This is a genomic window from Niastella sp. sgz303648, from assembly GCF_059587045.1.
The window spans coordinates 146232-165332 of sequence record NZ_JCAPSW010000002.1; the positions used below are offsets into that span (position 1 = coordinate 146232).

Sequence of the window (19101 nt, forward strand, 5' to 3'; positions counted from 1 at the left end):
GCAGGTTGATTAGCGGTTAAAAACTTTTTGGCTGTGGTTGTTTTATCAGTTCGGCAGCCCGGTGAATGGCTTTGCGAATGCGGGGGTAAGTACCACAGCGACAAATATTGCCCTGCATGGCCAGATCAATATCGCGATCGGTTGGATTTGGATTTTGTTTCAGCAAAGCTACCGCCGACATGATTTGTCCGCTTTGGCAATAGCCGCATTGCGGCACCTGTTCGGCAATCCAGGCTTGTTGTACTGCATGTGTGTTATCGGTAGAAACTCCTTCGATGGTTGTTATTTTTTTATTACCCACTGCCGAAACAGGCATGGTGCACGATCGTATGGCATAACCGTTAAGATGTACCGTGCAGGCCCCGCACTGCGACATTCCGCATCCGTATTTTGTTCCTGTTAAATTCAACAAATCGCGAAGTACCCACAGCAACGGCATTTTGGGATCGGCTTCCACGGCATAGCTGGCGCCATTGATGCTGAGTTTATATGAAGCCATAAAATGAAGGATTTAAATTTTAAACCATCAAATAATCATTGTCAAGTTAATACAATGAAACGGCGCTATAAAAATTAATTATATCAACGGTAATGTAATTTTGCCAAACACCATTGGTCGAATTTTTACAACTTTTTGTCGTAACAGTTGTAATTTTAAATAAGCCCTGAATTTCTGATTTTGCGATTTAGAGATTTTGAGATTTAAATCCCGAAATCACGAAATCCCGAAATTCCCAAAATTGATTTCATATGAAAGAGGTAGAAGCCATTATACAGGCCTTTGATGAGGCGCAGCAACAGGGAAAGCAAACAGCACTGGCAACGGTGGTACATGTTGAGGGATCATCTTATCGCCAGCCCGGGGCCCGTATGCTCATTACGCAGGACGGACAATTAACCGGCGCCATCAGCGGCGGCTGTCTTGAAGGCGATGCTTTACGAAAAGCCTTGCTGGTGATGGTTCGTAAACAACCGATGCTGGTTACTTACGATACCACCGATGAAGATGATGCCAAATTGGGGGTAGGACTTGGTTGCGAAGGCATCATTCATATTGTAATAGAACCGATTCTTCCCGAACAACACGAAAATCCCGTTCAGTTATTAAAAGCTATCAGTGCACAACGGCAGAATGCTGTGCTGGGAATACTTTTTTCGTTACAGGACCGCAGGGAAGTGCAGCCCGGTACCTGTTTATTGCAATTGCAGAATTCAACCGTTGCCACCAATACATCGAACGAAGCATTGCAAAAAGCGCTGGTAGCCGATGCCAAAACCGCTTTTATAAATCAGGTTTCTTCTACCAAAACATATGTTTCGGAAGGAAAACAATACACCGCCTTTTTAGAACTGATCAAACCGGCAGTGTCGCTGATTATTATAGGGGCAGGTAATGATGCTATTCCGGTGGCGCAAATGGCTGATATTATGGGATGGCAGGTAACAGTGGCCGACGGACGCCCGCAATATGCTACCGCTGCCCGTTTCCCCACTGCAAGCCGGGTGCTGGTGGCAAAATCTGATACCGTTATTGATCAGGTTACCATCGATGCACAAACTGTTTTTGTGCTGATGACGCATAATTATAATTACGATTTGAAAATATTCAGGCAACTGATCACCCGGCGCAATACCTATATTGGCATGCTGGGCCCGCGAAAGAAACTCGTTCGCATGCTCGATGAATTGAAAGCCGAAGGCATTCAGCCAACCGAAGAACAACTGGCCGGTATATACGGGCCCGTTGGCCTGAACATCGGCGCCGAAAATGCCGAGGAAATCGCTTTATCGATCATTGCCGAAATTAAAGCAGTGATTGCCGGCCGCCAGGGGCAATCATTACGCAACAGCACCGATACGATTCATCCGCGGGTACAGAAGGAGATTGAAGAAGTGCCCCTCACAACACTCAAATGAACAGATCCGGCATAATAATATTAGCCGCAGGCGCATCAACCCGCCTGGGGCAACCTAAGCAGCTATTACAATGGCAGGGTAAAACTTTACTGAAGCGTGCAGTGGAAACAGCCGGGGAAATTATAAAACCGTTAGTTGTACTGGGCTCAAATGCAGAACAATTGAGTGCTGAATTAGATCCTGCCGCTGCACAAATCGTACAGAATCCATCCTGGCAGGAAGGCATTGCATCTTCCATTCGTTGTGGTTTGTATGCTTTATTAAACGAAGAGGACCCGGTTCCAGAATTTGTTATTTTTATGGTGTGCGATCAGCCGTATGTGTCTGCCGGTTTATTAAGGGAGTTAATCAGCGAACATCAAAAAACCGGTAAAGCCATTGTAGCCAGTGCTTATGAAAATACCATTGGCATACCCGCCTTATTTGATAAGCGAATATTTGTGCAATTGCTTGATTTACAGGGCGACACAGGTGCAAAAAAGATCATGCAACAAAATCCCGGTCAGGTGGCCACCATTCCTTTTCTGCAGGGAAATATTGATATAGATACCACCGGGGAATACGAGGAATTAAAACGAAGTATGAAATAGCAGGAATGAAGTCTGCAACGAAGTCAGATGTCCGAAGTCAGAAGCCCGAAGTCAGATGTCCGAAGTCAGATGTCCGAAGTCAGATGTCCGAAGATAGAAATTGAAGAGGGCAGAAATAGTCAAGGGCCAGGCAAATCGGGTTCTTCCGACCTCCGACTTCTGACTTCAGTTTTCCGACTTCCGACCTCTGACCTCCGACTTCGGTTTTTTTAAGTTAATTTTACAGCTAATCGATGCGGCAAATGATAATAGATCAGTTTAACAGGGTTCACGATTATTTACGGATTTCACTTACAGATAATTGCAATTTCCGGTGCTTTTATTGTATGCCGGAAGAGGAGTATGAATTTGCTGCTGCCTCACAACTGATGCAGGCGCATGAAATTGAAGCGCTGGCAAAAACATTCGTTAGCCTCGGTGTAAAAAAAATACGCCTTACCGGCGGAGAACCGCTGGTTCGAAAAGATGCGGCTGATATCATTCTTGCCTTATCAAAACTACCGGTTACTTTAACGTTCACCACCAATGGATCCCGCCTTCATGAATTTTTACCGGTATTAAAACAGGCCGATATTCAATCGCTGAATGTGAGTCTTGATACATTGCAGGCCGATAAATTTCAACTCGTAACCCGCCGCGACCAGTTTAAACGGGTGTACGACAACATTCACCTGTTGCTAGATAATAATATTCGCGCCAAAGTTAATGTGGTGGTGATGAAAGGATTTAACGAAAACGAGATCGTTGATTTTGTTGAATGGACGAAAGATACGCCGGTGCATGTTCGGTTTATTGAGTTCATGCCGTTTCAGGGCAACCGGTGGACGAGCAATAAAGTGCTTACCTGGCAGCAGATGCTGGAAATCATTGAATCGAAATATTCGTTTATCAGACTGAAAGATGAATTGAACGATACGGCTAAAAAATATATGGTGCCCGGTCATGCCGGAACCTTTGCAGTGATCAGTACCATGAGTGCGCCCTTTTGTGGTACCTGCAACCGGATGCGTTTAACCGCAGATGGAAAAATGAAAAATTGCCTTTTCTCCAAAGATGAAACCGATCTTCTTTCAGCCCTTCGCAAAGGAGAAGATGTTATTCCTTTAATTCGTGCCAGCGTACATGCAAAGGCCAAAGAATTGGGCGGACAATTCAGCGCCGATTTTGAACATATTGAAGCAACGGCCATTCAAAACCGTAGTATGATTACTATCGGAGGCTAATACCACCAACATGATTGCTGTAGCAGAAGCTAAAAATATTATTCGCACAAATACCCATGCTTTATCGCCTGTTATAATACCACTGCAGGATGCAGTAGGAAAAGTGCTTGCTGCCGATGTGTATGCAGCCGCCGATATACCGGCATTTGCCCAATCGGCTATGGACGGTTATGCATTGTCGTTTGCAGGATGGCAATTGCATAAAACTTTGCAGATACACGGCGAAGTGCCTGCCGGCTCCGCAGAATTATTTTTATTGCAGCCTGGTAATGCCACGCGCATTTTTACCGGCGCTGCCGTACCCGAAGGGGCCGATACCGTGGTGATGCAGGAAAAGGTGCAGGTAGAAGGCAACACCCTGCATATTCTCGACGACCAGCTCAGGGAAGGTATTAATGTACGGCTCAAAGGATCTGAAATAAAAGCCGGTGAACTGGTGCTGGCCAAAGGACAGCGTTTAACCCCTGCGGCAATAGGCTTTCTGGCCACTACCGGCGTAGCAGAAGTACTGGTATATCCTGTTCCGGTGATGAGTATCATTGTAACCGGAAACGAATTGCAGCAACCAGGCCATGCATTGCAATATGGCCAGGTGTACGAATGCAATTCATACCAGTTGCGGGCAGCGCTGCAACAACTGCAAATAGAAGATGTGCCTGTTTTTACTGCCAAAGACGACCCGCAAACGCTAAAAAATGTATTGAACAATGCATTAGACGATAGTGATGTGGTGCTGTTGACAGGAGGTGTAAGTGTAGGTAATTATGATTTTGTTCCCGAAGCCGCCGCCGCCTGTGGTGTTACGAAGTTGTTTCATAAAATAAAACAACGGCCCGGTAAGCCTATTTTTGTTGGTAGAAAAGAAAACAAGCTGGTATTTGGATTACCCGGTAATCCTTCTTCGGTGCTTACCTGTTTTTACGAATATGTAATACCGGCCATTGAACAACTGACGCAGCAAAAAAATATATTGCCAACAATACATGTTCCTTTAGGTAAAGCCTATACGAAAACCGCGCCGCTTACATTTTTCTTAAAGGCGTATTATAACGGACAAACCGTTGCACCGCTCGATGCGCAGGAATCGTACCGGTTGCGTTCATTTGCCATGGCCAATTGTCTGTTGTGTTTACCCGAAGAAAAAATGGAGTTTACCGAAGGGGATATGGTGGAAGTACATTTATTACCTGTATAAAAGACCGAAAGTCGGAAAGTCCGGAAGTCCGAAAAAAAATGATTGTTAGGTATGCATCTTTCCGTCTTTCGGTCTTTTCCGACTTTCCGACTATATTTATATCTATGAGCGCAATGGAAATAATCTTCTACGTTTTACTTTTTCTCGTAGCCTTTTTATATGCTTCGGTAGGCCACGGCGGCGCAAGCGGTTACCTGGCCCTGATGGCTTTGTTCAATGTATCGATGGCGGTTATGAGGCCAACAGCTTTGGTGTTGAACCTGTTTGTGTCGCTTACTTCATTCATCCAGTTCTATCGCGGCAAACATTTTAAATGGAAGATATTTCTGCCGTTTGCCCTTGCCTCAATACCGATGTCGTTTGTTGGCGGGGTAATGTCTATCGACGGAATGATCTATAAAAAAATACTCGGTTTATTATTGCTGATACCTGTTATTCGTTTTTGGTTTTTCAGCAAAACAGATGTTACCGAATTTAAAAAATCCAATTGGGCCTTGTCGTTACTGATCGGCGGTGCCATTGGCTTTTTATCGGGTTTGATCAGTATTGGCGGAGGTATTATTTTATCGCCCATTTTGCTGATGCTTAAGTGGACCGATCAAAAGCAAACTGCTGCTATCAGCGCCCTGTTTATTTTTGTGAACTCGATTGCCGGTTTATTCGGACAGCTTACCCAGGGCATTCAGATTAGTGCAGATATGTTTGCTTATGTGGCCGTTGCCTTCACCGGCGGACTCGCAGGAGCGTATTTCGGAGCACTGCGTTTCAAACAGGTTATTCTAAAAAATATCCTGGCCACCGCCTTACTGGTAGCTTCCTTGAAATTGATATTTACCGCAGAAAAGCCCAAATTGAACAACAAAGCGGCCAATCCTTCCACTTCGCTTATAATTTTTCCTGATAAGTGTGGTTACCCCGGGGCTCCATCCATAGCAGGATAGGGGTGTAGCGATTATAGAATTAGTTAAGTAATTTTGCATAGCCCCGGCCTTCAGGCTGGGGTAAATTTGATTATAGCTCTGGCCTTCAGGCCGGAGAAAAATGAGCGATTAATTATCCCGGCTTCATGCCGTATAATTAAAAATAAAATCCCGGGCCCTTCAGGCCTGTGAACCATTAAATCAGTTTTATGCCGGTACAGGTGATTGTGTTTGGACAGCTTACAGATATTTTTGGTCATGGTGCGGTTACGGTAGATGATGTTGCCGATACCAGCCAGCTGATTCAACGTTTGCAGGATCGATATCCGGCCCTCGTAAATGCGCCCTATATCATTGCTGTTGACAAACAGATCGTAAACACCAACACCGCATTAACCGGTAATAACACCGTGGCGTTGCTGCCGCCATTTGCGGGAGGATAAGAATGTATCGCGCAAAGGCGCAAAAGCGCTAAGCTTTTTCTTAGCTTCTTACAGATCGCGAAGCGATCGACTTTATCCCGCTGTGGCGGGAGCGCCTTTGCGAGAAACTAAATCTTAACTTAATTACACTCGTAATCATGCTTACAGAACGCAAACCGAAAAATATATTCAAACAGGGAGCTATTGAAGCTGCCTTTATTGCCGACAGCATTCAGAAGCACAATACCAAAACGAATATCGGCGGGCACAGCATTTTTTTGGGGCAGGTAAGGGCCGATGTGATCAATGGCAGCAAAGTAAAGGCTATTGAATACACCGCCTACGAAGAAATGGCCCTGGAAAAAATGCACCTTATACGCGAAGATATTTTTAAAAAATATCCCCTCATCTGCATGCATGTGCACCACAGTTTGGGTACCATTGCCGCCGGTGACATTTGTTTGTTTGTGTTTACCTCATCCGAACATCGCAAAGCAGCCATTGATGCCTGTACCGAAACCGTGGAAAGATTAAAGGCTGAGTTGCCCATCTGGGGAAAAGAGATTTTTGAAGATGAATCTTACCAATGGAAGGAGAATAAGTAGTTGGGAAGTTCACAGGATAACAAGTTGACAAGTTAAAAAGTTAACAGGTTGAGAAGTTGACAAGTTAACAAGGCAGTGATCGTTTTGCCGTTTCACGTTTCACGTTTGCCGTTTCACGATTCACCATTCACCATTGACCACGATGATCAACATTACGCATAAAATAACCAGTTTACGCCAGGCGGTTGCTACTGCTATTGTAAAAGTATCGAAACAGGAAACTATCGATGCCATTCAGCAAAGAAAAGTGCCGAAAGGAGATGTGTTTGAGTTTTCACGCGCTGCTGGTTTGCTTGCTATTAAAAAAACAAGCGATGTAATTCCCGATTGCCACCCCTTACCGGTGGAGTTTGCCGCCATTACCCATGCCGTCGATGGGTTGAATATTATTATCACCGTTGAAGTGCATACGATTTATAAAACGGGTGTTGAAGTAGAGGCCATGCACGGCGCATCGGTTACAGCATTAACTATGTACGATATGCTGAAGCCGATCGATAAAGAAATTGAAATTGCCACCATTAAGCTGCTAAATAAAAAAGGCGGCAAAACAGATTTTAAAGATTCGCTCACCAAAAATTTGCGTTGCGCCGTAATCGTTTGCTCCGACAGTATTTCGGCCGGTGATAAAGAAGACAGGGCCGGTAAAGCCATCATACAAAAGCTGAAGCAATACAACCTGAGTGCAGAAATTTATGAAATCATTCCCGATGAGTTTAAAATCATCCAGGCCAAAGCACAGCAGCTAAGCAGCGAAGGCTATAACCTGGTGCTGTTTACCGGCGGTACCGGTCTTTCGCCCCGCGATGTAACCCCCGAAGCCATAACACCTTTATTCGACAGATACATTCCCGGTATCATGGAAGCTGCCCGTCAGTACGGACAACAACGCACGCCCTACGCTATGTTGTCGCGCGGGGTAGCAGGATTTATAAAAAATACCCTTATACTTACTTTACCCGGCTCTACAAAAGGCACCGAAGAAACCATGGACGCATTGTTTCCCTACATCATTCATATTTTCAGAGTGGCGGAAGGCATGCGGCACGATAGCTGAAGTCTGAAGTCTGAAGTCTGAAGAACCTGTGGTTTGGTCCTGTTAAGTGTTATCAGATTTCGGGTTCTTCAGGCATCAGACTTCTGACCTCCGACTTCGCGTTAAATAGTGTAGAAATATTGCCACAATTTACTCCCCTCCATCATGAGCAGTGCACAGCGGCACTGGTATAGTATTTTGATACTTAATGCTATCCATTTATACTATCCATCTTTTAAAATTTATTTTTATGCACAGCAACAGAGATAAATTAATGAGCGCCGCCTCATTGCAACGGTTCGCCTCGGTAACAGGAGGATTGCTGTTAATTGGCAGTGCATTCAACAGAAATTCATCAAGGCGTTTTATGAAAACTGTTGTGGGATGTTATCTTGCCTATAAGGGTATTGCCGGCAGGCGATCATTTAACGAAGTTTACCATTCTATTGAAAAAGTAACGACAGGCCGAAACCTGAATATCCGTGTTTCGATGGTTGTTAATCAACCACGCGAACAGGTTTATTCAAGCTGGAGAAATCTTTCCAATCTTCCTTTATTCATAAAACATCTGCGTAGTGTGCAGGAAATCGACGAAAAATATTCAAACTGGGTAATGGATTTGCCGGGTAGCGTTGGTACATTGGAGTGGAAGGCTGAAATTGTAAAGGAACGTCCCGGTGAAATGATCGCATGGCAAAGTTTATCAGGATCTGATATCAAAAATGCAGGCAAGGTAGGATTTCGCGATTCGTTGGGAAACCTGGGCACTACGGTAGATGTAATTCTCACTTATCATGCACCATTGGGTAAAGCCGGTGAACAACTGGCGCGTATATTTACTCCCGTATTTAAAAGAATGGTTGAAGATGATATTCGCGGATTTAAGGAATTTGTTGAAGGCTCCGGCGCAGCTATATCGGCCCGGTACTAAGCAACAGTAAAAAAATTATTGCAGGAAAGCGGTGCCACGGTTCAAAACCGTGGCACCGCTTTCAATAATATTAGTTAGTTAACTACATATTGCCGCAGATGTAGCGAATCTTCAAAGAAGGTGGTAAGAATCAGAATATCTTCGGCGCTGCACAATCTCATATCTTTTTCATTAAATGCCGGAGTAGTATTATCAGGTGCTGCAACCGGCACTATTTCGTGCACATGTTTCAACAATTTCTTTTCATTCAGCACCTGTGTTGCTCCCTGTTGCGAAGACGATTCCACAGTACATGTATTATCGAATAATTCTTCCTCAAACGTTTTGCCCGACAAATACATGATCGGTACAATTTTATTTATCCCACGAATCTTTTGCACCAGTTTAAAATTTTTCGTTGGCTGGTTATCATCAAGCAAAACAAGATCAGGTTTTTTGTCGGAATAATATTGCCATGCTTCGGCAGTATCCATGCAAAACCAAACACGGTAACCGGCTTTTTGCAAAAAGCTTTTAACAAAAAGGCCCAAAACAAGGTTATCTTCTGCCAGTAATATAGTCACAGGTTCCATAAAAAATATATAACGATGATTCGGTTATTTTAATATTACAGGTCTACGAAAATTAATCCGAAAACGGGTAATATTTAATGTTATTTAACATTGCGATGGGTTAAATCCTCAAAGAACGTCACAAACCCATCCTTACTTATTTGCAACACGAGAGTTTTATTATTGTTTGAAAGTTCAACAAAATAATTGTCGGCATCTTCAAAAGGATTTCCGTATAGCTCCATGTCGCTGTCGTTATATTCGTTGTCATCAAATTCAATAACCTGTTTGGGCGTGTAATTTTCATAATGTTTTTCAATAAACTTCCTGGCAACTTCCGGCAGTTTGTCGTAAGATGCATCGGTAGTTGTACCAATCAGCGCGCTGCTGTAATCATAAAAAGCGTTCATCCTTTTTCCATTGAATAAAAAACTGGCCTGTTCAATTCTGTCGCGGCTCCAGGTAACTTCGGTAGCACCGGGAAAGTCGCTTAAAAATTGTTGTTCGGTTGAATATGAGGGCGATGAAACTGCCTTTGCACTCTTTGCGGTTTTATGTAATATAATTTCGTTTGGAAGTGATAAAGCTACTTCGGATTGAGAAAAAGCGGTTGTACCGGTAAATAACAGCATACTGCCGATAATAATCACGTTTTTCATAATACTGTATTTATTAATGATATAATGTAGTTGCTACCATGAGACGATATAAAATTGCTTCGCTTATTCGCCGTGGGGGCGTTTAACATGGACTTAACGCCCCATCCCTCCGCCCTTCCCCTTCAGGGGAAGGGAGCCCTTTGAGGGTGAGGCAAAAAAAAGGTGTGCTTCACATTTAGTGAGGCACACCTATATAAAAGTTGTTTTAGTCAATTATCTATAATCTCATGCAGTAATAAGCCCGGCTTACAAATGATCCAGATGCGGCATCAGGTGTTTGCGCATAGCATTGGGGAAGGCATCAACGTCATTGCTGTATAAAATTTTAACCAGATCGGCATGCGTTACTGAGCCGGCCGAGGTATGGTCTAATTTCGATTCATATTCCACAACATATTCAAAAACCGGCATCAGGATATCCTGAAAACGTTTTAGTGTGTCATTGCCGGCCATTTCATACAAGGTAGAATGAAAATCAACTTCGCAGCGGATACGTTCAATTTGTGTGGTGGCTTTCTGTTCGCGTTCAACAATAGCATCCAGTTTTTTAAGGCCATCATCAGTTTTACGGCGAAAGAGCAGATCTCCCAAACCTACCTCCAACACCAGGCGCAGCTCAAATAATTGCTTGCGTACTCCTTCGTCGAGGATAGTTGGGTGAATAATGCATTCAAGTCCTTTCATTACATCAGGCTGGGTTAAAATCATACCGCGTTTTTTGCGCGATTCAATCATTCCCAGCATGCGTAACCGGCTTAATGCTTCGCGAACCACATTGCGGCTTACACCTAAAGCCTGGGCAATTTCGGTTTCTTTGGGAATCGGGTCCCCTGGTTTGATCGCCGTTTTGATAATGTACTCCCTTAAATGTGTTTCCACCTGGTCGGCCATGGTCGTGTAGGCGATGGGTTTTAGTTTAAATAGGTCTTTTTCAATGCTCATACAATCAAAAATAAAAAATAATTAGCGGAATATGTAATACTTAATAAACAATATTGTATGTGCAACATATGCTCATAACCACATAAAAATATGTGTTAAGTAGCATAATGGCACTACTCAGGTGTTGTTGTCACGAACTCAGGTGTTGTTGTCTTTTTCTGGCTGTACTTTTGTAAGTTGTTGTTTTAGAGATGGATACGCGGCCACCGGGAATAGTTCAAAAAGTCGGCAGGTGCAAATCCTTGGTGCGGTCTGTAATTATCAAAGTTATCATTGACAAAATTTCAGACAAAAATATTTGGGTTAAATATGTATAGTTCTATATTTGTATTATGTAGTACATAACTACGTATTGCAAAACTAACGTCAAGCCATTTATGAAAAAATCAATCTGCTTCCCCATCATGGGTTGTTGGCTACTACTGTCTGCTATAACCTTTGGGCAAACCAAACCCATTGTTACTGGCACAGTAACTAACAATAGTTCCGAAAAGTTGCAAAATGTAACCGTCGTTTTGAAAGGAACTTCAAATGCAACCGTAACTAATTTCAAAGGACAGTTCCAATTACAGGTAAACAGCCTCACCGCCGACACTTTAGTGTTCACTTATGTGGGAGCACAGTCGAAAGAGGTGGCCATCGGCGGCCAAACCATATTACAGGTGCAGCTGGATGCACAGAGTATTTCGCTCGCCGATGTGGTGGTAGTGGGGTACACCCAATCGACCCGCAACAAAACATCGGCTGCTATTTCAAAACTCGCTCCTGAAGAATTGCTGAATACACCCAACCCCAACCCCGTTGTGGCCATTCAGGGAAAAATTGCCGGTGTTTCGGTTCCCATTGTAAACGGGCAACCCGGCTCGGGCGCTAATAATATTCTGATTCGTGGCGGAACAAAGCTGAACACCTACGGAACCGGCCTGGGTACCAGCGGTGGCCGTGCCAATAGTAGTGTTGATGCATCAGGGCCCCTGGTGGTGATCGATGGTGTATTTCGATCTATCAACGATATCAATACCGACGATATTGAATCTTTCCAGGTAATGAAAGACGCTGCCTCAACCGCTATTTACGGCGCCCGTGGCGCCAATGGCGTAATTGTTATAAAAACGAAAGCCGGAAAATTTAACGCAAAACCGGTGGTAACCTTTAACTACCGCAGGAACTGGGAAACCCAGATGCGCGATTACAATTATTTAAGCGCAAGGGATTACCTCACGCTGGCCCGAACCACAGTTCAAAATACCACCGACCCGCTCGATAAAAACAACCTGTTGAACAAGGGCGGTTTTTCGGCCGGCACCACCACGTTCACTACCAAAGGTCAGTATGGCAATTCAATAAATCTTACTGCATTATACGATAACGTAGTGGCTGTTGAAGGGCAGGCTTATGTAGATAACCTGCTGGCCAACGGCTGGGAGGTGATCGACGATCCCATTAACCCCGGCACCAAACTGCTTTTTGCCGATAATCATTACCAGGATATGTTGTGGAACACCGGCATTACCAATAACTACAACGCCAGTGTAACCGGCGGGGGCGACCGGGCCAATTACAATGTATCGCTCGGCTATATTAATCAGGAAGGCATTTTTGTGGGCACCAATTACAAACGTTACAACGCGCTGGGCAATTTCGGTTTCAAGGTAACCGATAATTTTAAGCTCGAGGCCATGGTGAATTACCAGAATGTGTTGCCCAATTATGTTGAATCGTACACCAACGACCTCGTACGCGCAACACGCGTTACGCCGCTGATTCGCATTTTTAAAGATGACGGCTTGCCAACCTTTGGTGAAGTAACCACCACCCGCAACCGTTTTCATACTTTAAAATACGACGATACCCGGGTAAGCACCGAACGCATTGTATCGCGCCTCGCAGGCGATCTTACCATTATTAAAGGATTGCATTTTCGTCCTTCGGTTTCTTATGTGATGGACGATTACCGGTACATGTACTTTCGCAAAGCCTATCCCGGTTCGATTCAGTTGAGTACCACCCGCCAGAAAAATGAGAATACCAATAATCTGCGCCAGCTGATGGTTGATCAGGTATTGCAGTACGATTATTCGCTGAACAACCAGCATAACATTTCTTTACTGGCCGGTTTTAATTACACCCGCGAAACAAGAAGTGTAATTAATATCGGCTCGCAACGGGCTACCAATGATTACCAGTTTACGATCGATGAACCGGCCCTCACTACCGTAAACGGTGCAACAGTTACCAACGTAACTGATTTTAGTACCGGTTTGCTGGAAACAAAATCGGCCAGCTACTTCGGACAGCTGAACTACGATTTCGATAGCCGCTTTTTGGTAAGCGGCGCCATCCGGTACGATGGTTTTTCGAATTTCGCCCCCTCTAACAAATATGCATTGTTCCCCTCTTTTTCGGCAGGCTGGAATGTTCACAACGAAAAATTCTGGCATGTACAATGGATGAATGCCCTGAAGCTGCGGGCAAGTTGGGGACAGGCGGGCTCACGCGACCTCGATCTAAGCGATACCTACGGAAATTATGTGTCTACCATCTATGCACAATCGCCCGGCGTATTGCGGGGTAATTTATCGAACCGAAATCTGGTATGGGAATCTACCGAAACCACCGATGCCGCATTTGATGCTGCATTTCTGCAAAACAGGATCACCCTTACGGTAGAGTTCTACAACAAGCTTACCAAAAACAGGTTAGATTCAAAACCATTGCCGCTCGAAGGGCCTTTTCCTTCCATAACTTATAATAATGGTACCATTCAAAATAAAGGGATTGAAATAGAACTGGGCGCCACGGTATTGAACATAAAAGAATTTACATGGAAAACCAATTTTTCGTTTGCATTTAACCGTACGCTGGTGACAATGTTGCCATCGAATGGCCGGGCCAAGAACCGCCAGGGCGGAGGCGTAGTGTACGATGCTTCGTCAAAAAGTGATATTGAAGTAGGCGGCTTCGCCGAAGGCGAACGCCCTTATGGCTTATGGGCCTTTAAGGTAGAAGGCGTTTTTGCTACCGATGCCGAAGCCGCCGCCTGGGGTAAAACCGATTTGATGGCGTCGCCTGCCGGACAGGCCGTAGGCAAACATGCCGGTGATTACAAATGGGCCGATATAAATGGCGATAACGTGATCGACACCAAAGACATGGTGTTCATGGGCTACCGCGCGCCAGATAAAATCGGCGGCATGCAAAACACATTTACTTATAAAAGCATCACGTTACGACTGGCCGTTGACTATGCGTTGGGCCATGTAATCAGTAATGGCGCATTGGCCCGTTCGTTAGGACAGGGCAGGGCTTTTAACGAAGGTGCTCCGGCCGAAGCACTGGGTAACGATATCTGGAAGCAATCGGGCGATGAAGGTAAAAAGTATGCACGCTTTTCATTTGCCGATTACGATTTTGGCCAGCGCAATTACATCAGGCAGGTAACTTCAGTAGGTACCAATAACTCCTATGGAGTAGATGTATCGACGATGTTCGAAAAAGGCGATTTTCTGGCCTTCCGGGAAATTTACCTCGGTTATGAATTACCGAAAACAATCGTGCGCAAAGCGCACATTACGGGGTTGAATGTATTTGGCAGCATTTATAATATAGGTTACATCACCCGCTACAAAGGCGTAAACCCCGAAACATACAGCGGCTTTGATGCCATTGGCTATCCTCGTCCGCGCCAGTTTTCGCTGGGAGCTACTGCCCGACTCTGAGCGGAGTCGAAGAGTGAAGCGTAGATCCTGAGCGTAGTCGAAGCGATAGTTTATAGTTTGAGGTTTGTGGTTTATAGTTCTTTAGGTAGCAAAATGCATTATTATTTAATAGACACTCCTGATTTTAAAATTTAAGAAAGCAAATACAATTAACAGAATAAAATATCAACGTAACCACAAACAATAAACCCCGTCCGACCGGGTCATCCGGGCGGGCGCAAACCAGAAACAAAAATTCCTAACGATTGAATTTATTATATATGAAAAGGATATTTCAGTTACTCATAATAATCAGTTTGCTGGTAACAGGCGCCGGTTGCGAAAAGCTACTCGACGTAACGCCGCAATCGCAGATCGTAGACGAAGTATATTTTCAGAACGAAGGCGATTTTGATCCCTACGTTACCGGCATCTATACGTATATGCGAACACTGTGCAATAATATCACCTATGGTACCGAACGAAGCGAAGAGCTTGTGTCGGCATTGAACTCGAGGTTTTCCAATGCATGGTCGCACAATTTGAGTGCCACCGTGGGTACGGTAGATTACAGCACCTGGTACAGGGCCATTGGTCATTGCAATTTGCTACTCGAAAAAATTGCAGACTTTTCTTTTGCCAGCGAGGATGCCAAAAAGCGCATTATGGCCGAAACCTATTGCCTGCGCGCCTATACTTATTTTCACTTAACCCGTGTTATAGGCGATGCTGCCATTATGTTGCAGGCAGTGTATGGCGATGAAACGCCACAGTTACCGCGTTCATCAACTGCTGATGTAATGAAACAAATTATAACAGATCTGGATAAGGCAATCAGTCTGTTCCCTTCAAAAACCATTACGAGCAAATACCGTTTTTCGTATTATGCAGCCCAGGCATTAAAGGCCGATGCAAAGTTGTGGAGCGCAAAAGTATTGGGCGGCGGACTCACAGATTTCAACGACGCCATCACCGCACTCGCCGAAGTAGAAAAAGCCGGCTTAACGCTAAGAGCTGATTTTAAAGAAGTAACTACCACACGCACTAGTACTGAAATACTGCTGGCCGCTTTTTACCTGCGCGATGAAAGCGGTTCCAATTACGGATTGAATGCATTACCCTATTTATCGGGCGTAAAAGGCGCTGCCAATTTAGACAGTTTACCGTGGTGCAATACCACCACTTACGGACAAGGTGCTTACCAGATCAGTGCCAAATCGAAAGCATTGTTTGCTACCAATGATAAACGCATACCCTTTACCTGGGTTACCGAGCGCCAGGGGACAACACTTAAAATTTCATGGATCACCAAACTGCCCGGAACAAAATATGCCGATGACCGCGTTTCGGATAACGATGTTATTCTATACCGCCTCGGCGATTTATACCTGATGGAAGCAGAAGCTTATGCAGGCATCGACAACACCACAAAAGCAATAGAATACCTGAACAAAACGCGGGTGCGCGCAGGTATTGGAAATTATGCAGGCGCTACCGATAAGTTGTCGGTTGAAAAAGAAATTCTGGATGAAAGAGGCCGCGAATTGTTCTTTGAAAATAAACGCTGGTACGATCTGGTGCGGTTTCATAAGGGAGGTACCATAGATGTATACAGCTATGTACCGAACCTCCTGAATAAAACTACTCCGCTGTTCTGGCCACTGGCAGCGAATGTAATTGCCAATAACGGACAGATTAAACAAACGGAGGGGTATTGATTGTTTGATAGTTCGATTGTTTGATTGTTGGGCTACCCGATAACGTAAACACCCGGACTAAACCTGATAACCCTACGTAACAGTGAGGTAAATAAAATACTCAACGATAACCATTAAACCATTTAACCATCAAACCATATATAAAGATGAAATTTTTTAAGATACTGCTGGTATTATTTGGGGGGTTAAGCCTGATCTCTTTTAATCGCTGTGGCAAAAGCGATAACGGAAAACAACGGTTTGTTGATACCACTGGTTCAACGGCCGATTCTAATCTTACATACGTATATAAAACCGGCACCGAGGGTTATAACTGTTTTCGCATTCCGGCGCTTGTAAAAACCAAAAAGGGCACCCTGCTGGCATTTGCCGAAGCACGCAAAACAAGCTGCGGCGACAATGGCGACATAAACATGGTAGTAAAGCGATCGTACGACAATGGCGCAACCTGGGATACCACCATCACCATCTGGAACGATGCAAAGAATACCTGCGGCAACCCCGTGCCCATTGTAGAAGAACAAACCGGCACTATTATTTTATTGATGACCTGGAACTACGGACCTGATGATATTGGCGACATCAACAGTGGTACCGGTAAAGATACCCGCCGCGTATTTGTAACCACATCAGAAGATGATGGCCTTACCTGGAAAACACCTGTACAAATAACCGACGCCGTGAAAAAGCCCGGATGGGGCTGGTATGCAACAGGCCCCTGTCATGGCCTGCAGGTACGAAAAGGACAATATGCCGGCCGGATAGTAATACCCTGCGATTACATTGAAATAAGCACCAAAAAAGGATCGTCGCATGTAATTTATTCCGACGACAAAGGCGTCAACTGGAAATTAGGTGGTATTGCTGCTACCGACAAAACCAACGAATGCACAGTGGCCGAATTAAACGACGGACGATTGATGCTGAACATGCGCAGCAGCACCGGCTTTAGAATGGTATCCATAAGTAACGACGGCGGCGTTACCTGGGATAAAGTTCGGGAAGATTATAATCTGCTCGATCCTGTTTGTCAGGGCAGCTTACTAAATGGTGAATACAGCGGGGCGCACCAGTTATTTATTTCGAACTGTTTCAGCAGTACGCGCGATAACATAACCATCAGAATGAGCAGCGACAATGGCACCCGCTGGACCAAAACCTTTAAAGTATACGAAGGTCCTGCGGCGTATAGCGATCTGGTACTGTTACCCAACGACCGCATCGGAATTTTATACGAAGCCGGTAAATCAAAACCGTACGAAGGCATTGCGTTTAAGAGTGTGGCGTTGAATAAGTTTAGATAAGGCTCTCGCAAAGGCGCCAGGGCGCAAAGCAAAAGAAAATCGAATAATGATAAATGTTGAAGTTGTTTCTATTTCGACATTCTACATTTAATATTCAACATTCGATATTTATAGCGCCTTCACCTTAGCGAGCACTTAACAATGTTCAAAGAACAATAATTATAGATTGATAGTATGATGATAAAAAAAGGTTGTTGCATTATTGGTTTGGTTATGGGAATGTGCTTTTCATTTTTCGCGCATTCACAAACAGCTATAAAGCCCGATACCCTTTCGCTGTTTGTATCTGGTAACGATGGATACAAAAGCCATCGCATTCCTGCAATCATTACCACACAAAAAGGAACCTTGCTGGCTTTTTGTGAAGGAAGAAAGAACAGTGCGGCCGATGCAGGAGATATTGACCTGTTATTGAAACGTTCAACCGATGGCGGACGCACCTGGAGCGCGCAGCAGGTAATATGGGACGATAGCACCAATACCTGCGGCAATCCATGCCCTGTGATCGATGAAGCAACCGGCGCCATCTGGTTATTGATGACCCACAATTTGGGTGATGATAAAGAAGGCGCTATTGTAAAAAAGTTAAGCCGGTCAACCCGCACAGCATGGGTTTGTAAAAGCAGTGATGATGGCATTACCTGGAGTGCACCTGTTGACATTACCGCCACCACCAAAAAGCCCGGCTGGGGATGGTATGCAACTGGCCCGGGTATAGGCATACAAATAAAAAACGGTCCGCATAAAGGCCGCATGGTAATCCCGTGCGATTATAGTTTCGATGATTCAACTGCCATTCCTGCCGATGGGCAATCCGGCATGGGTTCGCATATTATTTATAGTGATGATCATGGCGATTCGTGGAAACTGGGAGGCGCCATTACGCCCAAAGTAAACGAATGCCAGGTGATTGAAGTAGCCGATGGCAATGGCACCTTGCTCATGAATATGCGCTCGTACTTTAAAAGGTATTGCCGTACCCATGCTATCAGTTACGATGGCGGTATTACGTGGACGGCCCCGTTTGATGTGCCTGCACTGGTTGAACCGGTTTGTCAGGCAAGCATCATAAGATATTCCTGGCCCGGTAAAATGAAGAAGGGTTGCATGCTGTTCCTAAACCCTGCCAGTTCGGGAATGCGGCATAACATGACCATCAGGGCAAGCTACGACGAAGGCAAAACCTGGCCTGTAATCCGTACCCTTTATGCAGGGCCTTCGGCGTATTCGTGTATGGCGATATCGAACGGAATAATTGCCTGTCTGTACGAAGCGGGAGTAAAAAATCCGTATGAGACGATTGTGTTTCAAAAAATAAGAAATATCGAATAACGAATGTTCAATGACCAATGATGAAGTTGTTTCTACTTCGAAATTCTACATTTAATAT

Annotated in this window: 17 protein-coding genes; 13 read left to right on the top strand and 4 right to left on the bottom strand. The window is 44.6% G+C overall.

The genetic code is table 11. The features are described from left to right. Window positions 1-16 precede the first annotated feature (16 nt). Window positions 17-499, bottom strand: a complete 483-nt coding sequence (locus tag AC59IL_RS05285) for a (2Fe-2S)-binding protein (protein WP_496551049.1) — start codon at window positions 497-499, stop codon at window positions 17-19. A gap of 251 nt (window positions 500-750) precedes the next feature. Between AC59IL_RS05285 and AC59IL_RS05290 the strand changes: the two genes are divergently transcribed. The 9 genes from AC59IL_RS05290 to AC59IL_RS05330 all read left to right on the top strand — a co-directional run bounded on the left by AC59IL_RS05290 (window position 751) and on the right by AC59IL_RS05330 (window position 8839). Beyond that, a complete protein-coding gene (locus AC59IL_RS05290) occupies window positions 751-1917 on the top strand; it encodes an XdhC family protein (protein ID WP_496551050.1) in 1167 nt (388 codons plus the stop codon). Further along, window positions 1914-2507: a nucleotidyltransferase family protein gene (locus AC59IL_RS05295; protein WP_496551051.1), complete on the top strand. Its 594-nt coding sequence runs from the start codon at window positions 1914-1916 to the stop codon at window positions 2505-2507. Before AC59IL_RS05290 ends, AC59IL_RS05295 begins: the two co-directional genes overlap by 4 nt. 242 nt (window positions 2508-2749) lie before the next feature. Continuing rightward, window positions 2750-3730, top strand: a complete 981-nt coding sequence (gene moaA / locus AC59IL_RS05300; protein WP_496551052.1) for a GTP 3',8-cyclase MoaA — start codon at window positions 2750-2752, stop codon at window positions 3728-3730. Between the two features lie 10 nt (window positions 3731-3740). After that, window positions 3741-4925, top strand: a complete 1185-nt coding sequence (locus AC59IL_RS05305; RefSeq protein WP_496551053.1) for a molybdopterin molybdotransferase MoeA — start codon at window positions 3741-3743, stop codon at window positions 4923-4925. Window positions 4926-5029: 104 nt separating this feature from the next. Further along, on the top strand, window positions 5030-5866 hold the full coding sequence (locus AC59IL_RS05310; protein WP_496551054.1) for a sulfite exporter TauE/SafE family protein: 837 nt from the start codon (window positions 5030-5032) through the stop codon (window positions 5864-5866). 188 nt (window positions 5867-6054) lie between these two features. Next, window positions 6055-6288 (top strand): MoaD/ThiS family protein, encoded by a 234-nt coding sequence (locus AC59IL_RS05315; protein WP_496551055.1) that lies wholly within the window; start codon window positions 6055-6057, stop codon window positions 6286-6288. A gap of 137 nt (window positions 6289-6425) precedes the next feature. Continuing rightward, window positions 6426-6872 carry a molybdenum cofactor biosynthesis protein MoaE gene (locus AC59IL_RS05320; protein WP_496551056.1) on the top strand — a complete coding sequence of 149 codons (447 nt, stop codon included), beginning with the start codon at window positions 6426-6428 and terminating at the stop codon, window positions 6870-6872. 142 nt (window positions 6873-7014) lie between these two features. After that, window positions 7015-7929 (top strand): bifunctional molybdenum cofactor biosynthesis protein MoaC/MoaB, encoded by a 915-nt coding sequence (gene moaCB / locus AC59IL_RS05325; RefSeq protein WP_496551057.1) that lies wholly within the window; start codon window positions 7015-7017, stop codon window positions 7927-7929. A gap of 229 nt (window positions 7930-8158) precedes the next feature. Next, window positions 8159-8839: an SRPBCC family protein gene (locus AC59IL_RS05330; protein ID WP_496551058.1), complete on the top strand. Its 681-nt coding sequence runs from the start codon at window positions 8159-8161 to the stop codon at window positions 8837-8839. A gap of 74 nt (window positions 8840-8913) precedes the next feature. On the opposite strand, the gene AC59IL_RS05335 is transcribed toward AC59IL_RS05330, so the two are convergent. The 3 genes from AC59IL_RS05335 to AC59IL_RS05345 all read right to left on the bottom strand — a co-directional run bounded on the left by AC59IL_RS05335 (window position 8914) and on the right by AC59IL_RS05345 (window position 10991). Continuing rightward, window positions 8914-9411, bottom strand: a complete 498-nt coding sequence (locus AC59IL_RS05335) for a response regulator transcription factor (RefSeq protein WP_496551059.1) — start codon at window positions 9409-9411, stop codon at window positions 8914-8916. An 80-nt stretch (window positions 9412-9491) separates the two neighbouring features. Next, complete coding sequence (locus tag AC59IL_RS05340; RefSeq protein ID WP_496551060.1) at window positions 9492-10049, bottom strand: hypothetical protein; 558 nt, start codon at window positions 10047-10049, stop codon at window positions 9492-9494. Between the two features lie 246 nt (window positions 10050-10295). Next, the gene (locus AC59IL_RS05345; RefSeq protein ID WP_496551061.1) at window positions 10296-10991 is read right to left on the bottom strand and encodes a FadR/GntR family transcriptional regulator; all 696 of its coding nucleotides are present in this window, start codon (window positions 10989-10991) and stop codon (window positions 10296-10298) included. A gap of 377 nt (window positions 10992-11368) precedes the next feature. Between AC59IL_RS05345 and AC59IL_RS05350 the strand changes: the two genes are divergently transcribed. The 4 genes from AC59IL_RS05350 to AC59IL_RS05365 all read left to right on the top strand — a co-directional run bounded on the left by AC59IL_RS05350 (window position 11369) and on the right by AC59IL_RS05365 (window position 19043). Then, complete coding sequence (locus tag AC59IL_RS05350; protein WP_496551062.1) at window positions 11369-14710, top strand: SusC/RagA family TonB-linked outer membrane protein; 3342 nt, start codon at window positions 11369-11371, stop codon at window positions 14708-14710. 260 nt (window positions 14711-14970) lie between these two features. Continuing rightward, complete coding sequence (locus AC59IL_RS05355) at window positions 14971-16407, top strand: RagB/SusD family nutrient uptake outer membrane protein (RefSeq protein WP_496551063.1); 1437 nt, start codon at window positions 14971-14973, stop codon at window positions 16405-16407. 146 nt (window positions 16408-16553) lie between these two features. Beyond that, complete coding sequence (locus AC59IL_RS05360; RefSeq protein ID WP_496551064.1) at window positions 16554-17711, top strand: sialidase family protein; 1158 nt, start codon at window positions 16554-16556, stop codon at window positions 17709-17711. Window positions 17712-17885: 174 nt separating this feature from the next. Then, window positions 17886-19043, top strand: a complete 1158-nt coding sequence (locus tag AC59IL_RS05365) for a sialidase family protein (RefSeq protein WP_496551065.1) — start codon at window positions 17886-17888, stop codon at window positions 19041-19043. Window positions 19044-19101 lie beyond the last annotated feature (58 nt).